Annotated in this window: 10 protein-coding genes; 5 read left to right on the top strand and 5 right to left on the bottom strand. The window is 38.7% G+C overall.

The window, feature by feature from the left end:
- Nucleotides 1-140 precede the first annotated feature (140 nt).
- From sthA to rpmB, 4 genes are all read right to left on the bottom strand, one after another.
- Nucleotides 141-1538: a Si-specific NAD(P)(+) transhydrogenase gene (gene sthA / locus P4L16_00655; protein MDR3623638.1), complete on the bottom strand. Its 1398-nt coding sequence runs from the start codon at nucleotides 1536-1538 to the stop codon at nucleotides 141-143.
- Nucleotides 1539-1575: 37 nt separating this feature from the next.
- A complete protein-coding gene (locus P4L16_00650; GenBank protein ID MDR3623637.1) occupies nucleotides 1576-2478 on the bottom strand; it encodes an Rpn family recombination-promoting nuclease/putative transposase in 903 nt (300 codons plus the stop codon).
- Nucleotides 2479-2544: 66 nt separating this feature from the next.
- Nucleotides 2545-4329: a UbiD family decarboxylase gene (locus tag P4L16_00645; GenBank protein ID MDR3623636.1), complete on the bottom strand. Its 1785-nt coding sequence runs from the start codon at nucleotides 4327-4329 to the stop codon at nucleotides 2545-2547.
- 15 nt (nucleotides 4330-4344) lie between these two features.
- Nucleotides 4345-4620 (bottom strand): 50S ribosomal protein L28, encoded by a 276-nt coding sequence (gene rpmB, locus P4L16_00640; GenBank protein ID MDR3623635.1) that lies wholly within the window; start codon nucleotides 4618-4620, stop codon nucleotides 4345-4347.
- A gap of 110 nt (nucleotides 4621-4730) precedes the next feature.
- Here rpmB and P4L16_00635 point away from each other — a divergent pair, with 110 nt between their 5' ends.
- From P4L16_00635 to P4L16_00615, 5 genes are read left to right on the top strand one after another with little or no spacing between them, the layout of a single operon-like run.
- A complete protein-coding gene (locus P4L16_00635; GenBank protein ID MDR3623634.1) occupies nucleotides 4731-5747 on the top strand; it encodes a phosphatidylserine/phosphatidylglycerophosphate/cardiolipin synthase family protein in 1017 nt (338 codons plus the stop codon).
- Nucleotide 5748: 1 nt separating this feature from the next.
- On the top strand, nucleotides 5749-6909 hold the full coding sequence (locus P4L16_00630) for an ABC transporter permease (GenBank protein MDR3623633.1): 1161 nt from the start codon (nucleotides 5749-5751) through the stop codon (nucleotides 6907-6909).
- Between the two features lie 6 nt (nucleotides 6910-6915).
- Nucleotides 6916-7623 (top strand): ABC transporter ATP-binding protein, encoded by a 708-nt coding sequence (locus P4L16_00625; protein ID MDR3623632.1) that lies wholly within the window; start codon nucleotides 6916-6918, stop codon nucleotides 7621-7623.
- Between the two features lie 10 nt (nucleotides 7624-7633).
- Nucleotides 7634-8728, top strand: coding sequence for a biotin/lipoyl-binding protein (locus tag P4L16_00620; protein MDR3623631.1), 1095 nt, complete (start codon nucleotides 7634-7636; stop codon nucleotides 8726-8728).
- On the top strand, nucleotides 8725-10143 hold the full coding sequence (locus P4L16_00615) for an efflux transporter outer membrane subunit (protein ID MDR3623630.1): 1419 nt from the start codon (nucleotides 8725-8727) through the stop codon (nucleotides 10141-10143). The genes P4L16_00620 and P4L16_00615 overlap by 4 nt, the downstream gene beginning before the upstream one ends.
- Before the next feature lie 223 nt (nucleotides 10144-10366).
- Here P4L16_00615 and P4L16_00610 read toward each other — a convergent pair whose 3' ends face one another.
- On the bottom strand, nucleotides 10367-10732 hold the full coding sequence (locus P4L16_00610) for a hypothetical protein (protein ID MDR3623629.1): 366 nt from the start codon (nucleotides 10730-10732) through the stop codon (nucleotides 10367-10369).
- Nucleotides 10733-10847: the final 115 nt, after the last annotated feature.

Here is a 10847-nt window from a genome sequence, read left to right as displayed (position 1 = left end):
TGTTAAAATTGTCTTTTTTGACATCTTTATCGTTAAATTTTTCAACCATATGTTCACATATGCTTGAAAAATTTATCAATAAATCTACTCAAAAAATTTCAATTTTTCTAAGCAAAGCTAATTATGCAAGAAGTCTATTTTTATTTGATGCGCTTAATTTTATTAATACCATTAAAGGCAGCAATGCGGTAGCCTTCCGCAAATGTTGGGTAATTGAATATATGCTCGATAAAGTAATCAAGATGGGCATTAAAAGACATCGCCACTTGTCCAATGTGGATCACTTCGGTTGCACTTCTACCTATGATGTGAATTCCCAAAATTTCCAATGTATCAGCGTGAAAGAGGATTTTGAACAGGCCCCTTAAGCTTCCAGAAATATGCCCTCTTGCAATTTCATAGTAATAAGCTCTTCCCACTTCATAGTGAAATCCAAGCGCTTGTAATTGCTCTTCAGTATAGCCCACAGAAGAGATTTCTGGTATGGTATAGATACCTATTGGATAGAGAGTTGGAAATGTATGAGCTGCAGCGCCAAAAGCCTGACGTGCTGCGAGACGACCTTGTTCCATACTAGTAGATGCCAGAGCAGGAGCTCCTATAACATCCCCAACAGCATAAATATTTGGCACAACTGTTTGGAAGAGGGAGTTAACAGGGATATGCCCATCTTTTGTAAGTTCAATGCCAACATTTTGTATCTTTAAAGAGGCAACGTTTGCAGACCTACCAAGGGCATATAATACGGTATCTGCCGTAATCGTAAATCCATCTTTACATGTTACAACACCTTGGTTACCAACACGTTCTATCTTATCAAACTCTTTACTACCAACAAATTTCAAGCCTATATCAACCAAAGACTTCTGTAAGTGTGCACCAATTTCAGCATCTAAAAGTCCAAGCATTCTCTCTTTTTTATCAATCACCGTAACGTCTGTTCCAAGAGCCGAAAAAAAGCTTGCATATTCAGAGCCAATAATCCCTCCTCCTAAAACCACCATAGACTTTGGCACTTCACTAAAATGAAGTAGACCCGTAGAATCTAAAATTACTTTTCCATCAAAGGGCACATTGGAAGGATCTCTTGGACTAGACCCTGTAGCGATCATGATGATATCAGCGTTAATTTGATAAATCTCGCTTCCGCTATCATCACTGATAATCATTTGATGCTTATTTACAAAATGGGCTATCCCAAAAACTAAATGGATATTATTTTGGCTAAACTGCTTTAAAAGCAGCACTCTCTCATCAGCTAATACTTTGTGTAAACGATAAGTTAAATCACCAATTGCAACATCATTTTTTAAGCTATCCTTTCCATATAAGGTACGATCATGAAACCTTGTAAGGTCTAAGATCGCCTCTCTAAGTGATTTAGAAGGTATTGTTCCCGAATTAAGAGAAGCGCCTCCTGGCTCCTTATCCTTTTCAACAACAACTACATTTTTTCCAAACTTAGCTGCTTGAATTGCCGCCTTTTGCCCTGCAGGGCCAGAACCAATTACAACCATGTCGCATTGCACTATTTCCACACTTCATCTCCTACCAAACGTATATACACAAACAAGTTCAAAAGTTATTTCTAAATTGCTGTTTTAACTCCTCTAAAGAAAGGCCTGTTACATTTACAATCGTTTGTAAATCTAAACCATTTTGATAAAGATTTTCAGCAATTCTTTTAGATGCTTGTAAGTTACCCTCAACAAATCCTTCCATCTTCCCTTCAGCTTTTCCTTCAGCTTTTCCTTTATCTTCAGCAGCGGCTATTTTCCCTTTGAAAGCCAAATCACTCATTTCCTCATGATCGTAGGTAAGAAGCTCATTGGCATTCCAACCATGGCGCTCAAGCTCCTCATAAGCTCTTTCAATAATAGGATCCTCATCAGCAAGTAACTTCAAATCTGTACTTGTTGTTTCTTCTGCATGCTTAAAAAAATAAGCCCACTTATCGACGATATTATCAAGTGAATGAATATCTTTATCAAATTTAGGTAATTCAAGAAAAGTAAAAGAAAAGTCACGCAAATTATGCTCATAATTATTTTTGTCTAATATAACGTGATCTGACTTATATTCCTTTTTTTCAGGGAACATGATATAATCGACAATAGCAAGAAAGATGACTTCCTTAAGATTTTCATAGCTTTTACCACTTTTAGCCTGATTAACATAAACTTTAGCTGCATAAAACTGAGCTCTTTTCTCAAAGCCTCTTTCTGAGGCAACTTGCATTTCTACAATATAAGCATTGCCTCGTTCATCTTTACATAAAATATCGACGATACTTACTTTTTGAAAGGCAATTTCAGGGTCTTGAATTGTCTTTAAAAACGTAACATCAACGATCGGCGCTTGTTCTTTAAATTTCACCATATCATTTAAAAAATGAATCAGAATATCTTTATTTTTTTCAGTTCCAAATATTCTTTTAAAGGCTATGTCATTTTTTGGATCAAGAAACTTTGTAAGCATCGACTTTACCTAAGGTAATATAAATATTGTCGCAAGTCTAGCAAACCTTTCTTTAAAATACAAGGTTTAGGAGACGTGTGCGCTTAAGCTATCGCCCATTGGCATGCCCCCTGGAAAATAGTTATTCCAGCGTTTAGTAACAAGAGATGACGTTGCATCATCTACCAAAACTTCTTGAGGATATTTTGGCTTCATGCGCGCATCAATTAAAATAGGCGCCCCATGGCATAGATGATTGCGGTAGATATGACACTTGGATGAATAGATATCCGCTGCTGGCTCAAACCTTGTAAAGGTTGTCCACAAAAAGGAAGCCGTGCTTCTCAATGTCTTTTCAAGACTATCTACCAATATAAGCAAGGGCCATTTTGCAAAGCTTGGATAAGATGCAATCTCTTGCATGTTCATCTCTTTACCAAAGCCTGCCTCTACCACTAAACATCCTGGACAAAAGGCTTTTGCTCGTTTGATCATCGAAGGAAGCCTTCCTTGAAATTCATCTTGCAAATCTCGCACCTTGTCGCCCACTCCCAAGATAACTCCTCTGGAACCTTTGTTAAAAGAAGGCCCTGTATAGTCGAGAGTATCCAATGAGAGGTTAGAAAAAATAAAAAGGTCTTTTTCTGGCTGAAAGCGCTCAAGAACGATTTTTAGTAAAGCTTTTATATCTTTAACATCTACTTGTTGATTCGTTACAAGAAGAAACTTAGTTAAAGAGAGCTGCCCCTCTCCCAAAACACGAAAAGCAGATGTCATGCACTCTCTTTCATAACGCTCGTTGACGACTATTGCTGAAAGGGCATGAAAGCCCGTTTCAGCATAACTCCAAAGAGATTTTACTGCTGGCATGACCAAAGGAAAAAGAGGAGACAATAACTCTTGAAGGTAATTGCCTATATAAAAATCTTCCTGTCTTGGCTTACCAACAACTGTTGCAGGATAAATAGCATCTTTTCGATGATAGATCTTTTTACAATTAAAGACAGGAAAATCGTGCTCCAAGCTATAGTAGCCATAATGGTCTCCAAATGGGCCCTCTAGCCTTCTTTCATGAGGTTTTGCATCACCTATCAAAGCAAACTCACAATGCTTTACAAGAGGATAGACGCTCTCCTTGGCTTTAACGGTAGAGAGTTTTTTACCTTGCAAAAAAGAACAGAGCAAAAGCTCTGGAACATTTTCAGGAAGGGGCGTAATAGCACTTAAGATCAATGCTGGAGGACCTCCAAGCAATATGTTGACAGGAAGACTCTTATTCTGAAGCTCCGCCTCATGGAAATGAAATCCACCACCTTTTGCAATTTGCCAATGTAAACCCGCTTGCTTCTCATTGTAGCGCTGAATACGGTACATGCCCAAATTGTGAGGGCCGCCTCCAACTGGCTCCGTATAAACGAGGGGCAACGTAATGAATGCACCTCCATCAAGAGGCCAAGAGGTAAGCAGTGGTAATCGATTCAAGTTGGGTGTGTCCATGGAACATTCAAGAACACCACTACTTCGCTCTTTCTTCAGCCCTACATTCAAAATTTTTTTAAACAACGATCTGTGCTGCCAAACTTTTGAAAGCGTCGGTGGCATATTTTCCTGAAAAAAACGAACAAGCTCCGTAAGAGTCTCTTCTGGTCGATTATGAAAAGCGCTATTTACACGCTTCTTAGAGCCAAATAAGTTAGTGACAACTGGAAATGAGCTGCCCCTAACTCTTCGAAAAAAAAGTGCAGGACCATCTGCTGCTGCAACTCTTCTATGAATTTCTGCTATTTCAAGATGCGGATCTACTTCTTCATGGACTTCAACAATTTCCTGAGTCTTTTGCAACTCACGAATAAATCCACGAAGACATAGCATCAAGCACTTCCAATTTTAAACTTTTTTACCAGCTGCTCTCATTTCACGAACAACTTGGCTTAGGCCCAACTTATCAATTGTACGAAGCGCTGCCATGGAAAGGCGAAGTGTAATAAAACGATTTTCTTCTGCAAGCCAAAGGCGTTTTTTGGCAAGATTAGGAAGGAAGCGTCGCTTGTTAATCCCTGTAATCTTAATACCGATACCTTTTTTCTTTTTAGCAATACCACGAGTCGTATAACTACGTCCTCTCACTGGCTTTCTATCTGTTACTTGGCACTGTTTTGTCATAAGTAAGCTCACTCCTCAAAAATCTTTAACTTTTTGAAGACAATATATCAAAGCACTTGTTATTCAACAAGCATCTCGTGCATGATCAGTGAAATTTTATGAGAATAGAAATGAAAAATAAATTTTTACCCATCACTCTTATAGCTCTTTTACTATTTGTACTGGCGTCTCTAACAGTTTATTCTATCAATAAAAGCACAAGGAACGACACCCCTTTAGCAACCCTCTATTCAAACCAAAACAATAATGACTTATCGTGCCTTTTAAAAGATGCTATTTTAAGTGCAAAGCACTCCATCTTTATTGAAATATTTACTTTTACTGACCCTCAAATTCTACACGCTTTAAATAAACAAGCAGAAAAAGGTATTGACATAACGATTGTCTATGATGCAAAAAACTCCTTTGGTCTTAAAAAAAAACTGCACCCAGCCATCAGTAGTTTACCAAAAAGAAAAATACAAGGACTTATGCATAGAAAAATTTTGATTGTAGACAAGAGTCAAATTTGGATTGGATCCACAAATTTTACAACACAATCTCTTCGCATGCATGGCAATCTCCTCATGTGTCTTGAATCCGAAGAAATGGCAAGAGGTATCATAAATGAAGTCCTTAAAACGCAAGCTCTTTTAAAACACGACTACTATATAGGCAATCAACACATTGAACTATGGCTATTACCAGATCCTCAAGCAAAACCTCGTCTATTACAACTCATTACAAGCGCGCAAGACTCCATCAAAATTGCTATGTTTACTTGGACAGACCCTATCATTACTCAGGCGATCATTGATGCAAATAAGAGGGGCGTAAAAGTTGAAGTGATCTTAGACTATAATTCATCACTAGGAGCAAGCAAAAATGTGGCCAGCCTCCTAGCAGAGCAGGTACACTATTTTGCAGTTTCCTCAGGATCTGAATTATTTCACTACAAATTCGCTTTTATCGATAATAAAACACTCATTCACGGCTCAACTAACTGGACCAGATCTGCTTTTGAAAGAAATGAAGAGTGCCATGTAATCATACAAGAGCTTGATCAAGAGCAAAATATATTTTTAAATAGTCTCTGGAATACTTTAAAACACTATACAAAAAAAGAACTTTCACAAAAAGCTGCTTAAAATGTACCTAATTGCTTGGAAAATGCTTGTGGGCGATCGTGCGAAATATTTTGGCATATTGATTGGACTCAGTTTTGCATCCCTTCTCATTACGCAACAACTAGCAATTTTTGTCGGAATCATGTCTAGAAGCTACAGCTTCATTACTGACACACCTCAAGCGGACATTTGGGTGGTAGACCCTGGAGTACTCTATATCGATGATATTCGCCCCTTAAGAGATATAGATCTTTTGCGTGTATATGGAGTAGAGGGTGTGGATTGGGCTGTCCCCCTTTTCAAAGGACTTTTACGTGTAAGGCTTGATAACGGAACCTTTCAAACTTCCAACGTAATTGGAATTGATGATGCTACTCTAATTGGAGGTCCTGCTAAAATGATACAAGGCCGTCTTTCTGATTTAAGGGCATATGACGCCATCATCGTAGATAAAGTTGGAGCTGAGGGTAAGCTCGCATCACCCTCTCCTATACCAGGAGATCCACCTATTCCTTTAAAAGTGGGCGATTTTGTAGAAATCAATGATAACAGCGCTCGTGTTGTTGGCATTTGTGAAGAAACACGCACTTTCCAATCACAGCCTATTGTTTACATGACTTATACAAGAGCACTTTCTTACGCACCTGCTGAAAGGAAACTTCTCTCTTTTATATTAGTAAAAGCAAAACCAGGTATTCCTTTACATCTCTTGACAAAACACATTCAAGAACAAACAGGATTTAAGGCTTATACCAAAGAAGAATTTAAAAACCTCACCGTACTCTACTATCTAAAATACACAGGAATTCCTATCAACTTTGGAACTGCTGTCCTTCTTGGATTTGTTGTAGGCACTGCAATTGCAGGTCAAACTTTTTATAATTTCACTCTCGACTCCTTACGTCACTTTGGAACGCTTAAAGCAATGGGAACATCTAATGCAACGCTTTTGCGCATGATCTTGATGCAAGCTATGATTGTAGGCTTTATTGGATACGGCATAGGTATTGGAGGAGCTTCTCTTTTTGGCATCTTTCTTGGCTCAACAGAACTCTCCTTCCGGCTGCCTTGGCAACTTCTTGTCATTACAGCAACAGCTATCTTTCTTATCTGTACAGCCTCTGCTGCCTTCAGCATACGCACAGTCATACGTCTAGAACCTGCTATAGTCTTTAAAGGATAGTGTAGAATGGATTCAAACACACCACTTGCCGTACGTTGTAAAGGTATTAAAAAAAGCTATGGAACAGGACTTGCCAAAGTACAAGCTCTTAGAGGCGTTGATTTAGAAGTGAATGCTGGCGAGCTTTTAATGCTTGTTGGTCCTTCTGGATGCGGTAAAACGACTCTTATATCCGTAATGGCAGGAATCCTCAACCAAGATGAAGGAGAATGCTTAATTTTTGATAAAGCACTCAATCATCTTCCAGAGGCTGAAAAAACTCGTCTTCGCGGAGAGACTATTGGCTTTGTTTTTCAATCTTTCAACTTGATTCCAACTCTTACAGTTGCTGAAAATGTATCCATTCCTCTTTTGATTAATGGTATGGAACGAATAAGTGCTCTAAAAAAAGCACGCATTCTTTTATCAGAAATGGATATGCAAAATTATGCCCAAACACTTCCCTTGGATCTCTCTGGTGGACAACAACAAAGAGTTGCCATTGCAAGAGCTATTATACATAATCCAAAACTTGTTGTTTGTGATGAGCCAACTTCTGCACTCGATCATCAAACTGGCATGAAAATTATGGAGATCCTCAAAAAACTTGTGACACAAAAAAAGATTTCTTTAATAGTTGTAACACACGATGCAAGAATTTTTGATTATGCCGATAAGATCGCAAAAATGGATGATGGACATATCATTGAACTTGGTACTAACGGTAAAGTGTGAGATATAAAAAATGATACGTAAATTACTACTTCCCATTATCGCACTTCTTGGCATATTTTTTGGCGTATGGCTGGCCATCAAAGACCATCAAACTACTCCTCCTCAACCACCTTTAATTACTCCTCCCTATCCTCCTTACAACTCCTATATTGCAGGAGCTGCCCTCATTGAAGCTATTCCTGCAAATATTGCTGTTGGAACTACATCTTCTGGACTTGTAACAAATGTCTATGTACGCGTTGGCACGCCCATTAAAGCAGGAGATCCTCTCTTTAAAATTGATGATACTACACTAAAAGCTACTCTAGATGTAGAGCTTGCAAACGCCCAGCTTGCAGAAGCTAATTTAAATACTCTACTTTTAGCACCAAGAGATGAAGATGTTTGGCTTGCAGAAGACCTTGTAAAACAAAATGAAGGAATGCTGGGCCAGGCAAAAGACCAACTTGCCCTCGTTAGAAACCTAACTGATGTAAGAGCTATCAGCATCGAAGAAATACACAACAGAGAATTTGCAGTTCAAATTGCCGAAGCAAACCTTGCTTATGCTAAACACTCCCTTCTCAAAACAGTGAGAGGTGCATGGATTCCAGATATTGAAGTTTCAAGGAAGCAATACCAGGCAGCCCTTGCAAATATTGCTCAAATAAATACACAGATTGACCTTTTAACTGTTAGATCCCCCATCGATGGAGAAGTTTTACAGGTCAATGTTCACGAGGGTGAATTTGCTGTAGCAAGTGACTTATCACAGCCATCAGCACAACCCAGAATGGTTGTTGGCTATACAAAGCTCCTCTATTTACGAGTAGATATCGACGAATATGATGCATGGCGATTTTCCAAAGAAGCAAATGCTGCAGCTTATTTAAAAGGCAATCCACGCATTAGAATACCCATCCATTATGAGTATACAGAGCCCTACGTTGTTCCAAAGCAGTCGCTGACGGGAGCTTCTACAGAACGTGTAGATACACGCGTACTACAAGTTATTTACAGCTTTGATCCAAAAGATTTTCCTGTTTATGTAGGATTGCAAATGGATATTTTTATTGAAGCACCCTCTTTATTTTCCTATGATCACCCTTCAAAGAAGGCCTCATGAAACAATTATACATCATTTATCTCTCAATGCTTTTGTTTTTATCTGGCTGCATGGTAGGGCCTGACTACAAAAAACCACAATTTACCCCTTCTTGTAAATTCGAAGATGCATCCTATCCACTGATGACACAAAATGCACCCTTTGTCAAATGGTGGCATACGTTCCACGATCCTATTCTCAATCAATTAATTACTCTTGCTATCCAATCCAATTTAGATTTAAAGCTTGCAACCTCTCGAATTAAAGCTGCAAGAGAGCAATACATTATAGCAAGAGCACCCCTCTTTCCAAGTATCAACGTAAGTGGTTACTATCAAAGAAATAGGTATTCACAAGATCTTCCGCTCATCTTTACACCTAAAAACCCCTATCAAAATCTTTTCCTAGCTGAATTTGATGCTACTTGGGAGCTCGACCTTTTCGGTGGAACAAAAAGAGCCATGGAATCTGCAGTAGACTCCCTTCAAGCATCTGTTGAAAACAGAAGATCTGTCCTTGTAACATTGCTTGCAGAAGTTTCAAATAATTATCTTCTTTTAAGAGGCACCCAACAGCAAATTATAGTAGTTAAACAAAATATAGCATCTCAGGAGGACACTTATAAATTAACAAAAGCGCAATTTGATGCAGGTCTTACAAGTGATCTGACCGTTATGCAAATTGCAGCCCTTGTTGAGGATACCAAAGCTCTTATTCCCCCATTAGAACAAACTGAAGTACAAGCCATGCACCGCATATCTGTGTTACTTGGAAGAGAACCAGGCGCTCTTAAAACACTCTTATGCCATGTAAAAGATTTACCCTGCATGCCCCCTCAAATTCCAATAGGCCTACCCTCTACCCTACTTTGTAGAAGACCAGATATTCGCGAGCAAGAAAGGTTACTTGCTGCAGCTACTGCAAATATCGGAGTTGCTGTTGCAAACTTATACCCTCAATTTGCACTTACTGGTACATATGGGCAAGAAAGCAGCATACTCTCCCACTTTCTAAGACATACAGCCAACATATGGTCCTTTGCTCCTAACTTTACCTGGCCCATTTTTAATGGTGAATCTTTGATTGCAAACGTTCATGTACAAGAAGAACTAGAAATACAAGCCTTTGTCACTTACTTTCAAACCATATTAAATGCTTTAGAAGACGTTGAAAACTCTCTTAATGCCTATACTGAAGAATTAAAACGCCATAACATACTAGCAAAAGAGGTTGAATATGATAAGCAGGCCTTTAAATATGCAACAGCCCTTTACATTGCAGGTGTAAGTGATTTTCTAAATGTCCTAGATGCCCAAAAGACGTTGTTTACCTCTGAATTTGCACTAACCCAAAGTAGAACAAATCTCTATACCGACTTAATTGCCATCTACAAGGCACTCGGCGGCGGCTGGGAGTGCATCTGCTTACCTAACTAAATTATTATGGGTTAGTTGGGTCATTTTCCCAGCAATTAGGAGTGGCGATGGATTTATAAGTGTTTTCTCGTCTAGTAGGCCAAATGAAGCGGAAACTAGAGATTAAAGTCACAAAAATTAACGTTATTTCAAATAATTATCAGTAATGTTAGCAAAAAAATAATAAAAAAAATCAGGCAACAAGCTAGTGGTTGTATGGAAGGTTTTTTGAGAAAAAAATGGACTATAAATTAATGCAAACATTATTTTGGGGAGGGTCTTTACCAAAACATAACTGAATCGGATCTTTTCCTTCAAACAAGGTAGTATTGGACAAGTAGATAAGATCTAAAATCATCTGCTTCATCACAAATGAAATAGTGTATCCTTTGGCCAAAATCTTATCTTTGAGCAGTATAAAATTTGGATCTGTGGCATATAGGGCATCTAAGTGAATGCAGAGGCGTAGGCGAGGAAACTGATGACGAAGCTCTCTGAGCAGGAATGGAAACGCAGTTCTTTCACATTCTTGTTTCCATTCATTGTCGCTTAACTGCCCCCATTCCGAGTGCGCCTTTAGGCTATATAATGGACCCCGAAATTTAGACACCCCAAATCGCGCAACTTTCTGATAAACTAAACGCAGAAAGGATAGCAACTATGGGAAAGTACAATCAATATACGGCAGAATTTAAAATGAAAGTGGCCCTAGAGGCCGCACATGG

This window comes from Chlamydiales bacterium, from assembly GCA_031292375.1.
Taxonomy (GTDB): Bacteria; Chlamydiota; Chlamydiia; order Chlamydiales; family VFKH01; genus JARLHF01.
The sequence above is the reverse complement of the archived record's forward strand: the minus strand, read 5'-3'. Positions and strand labels throughout refer to the sequence as shown.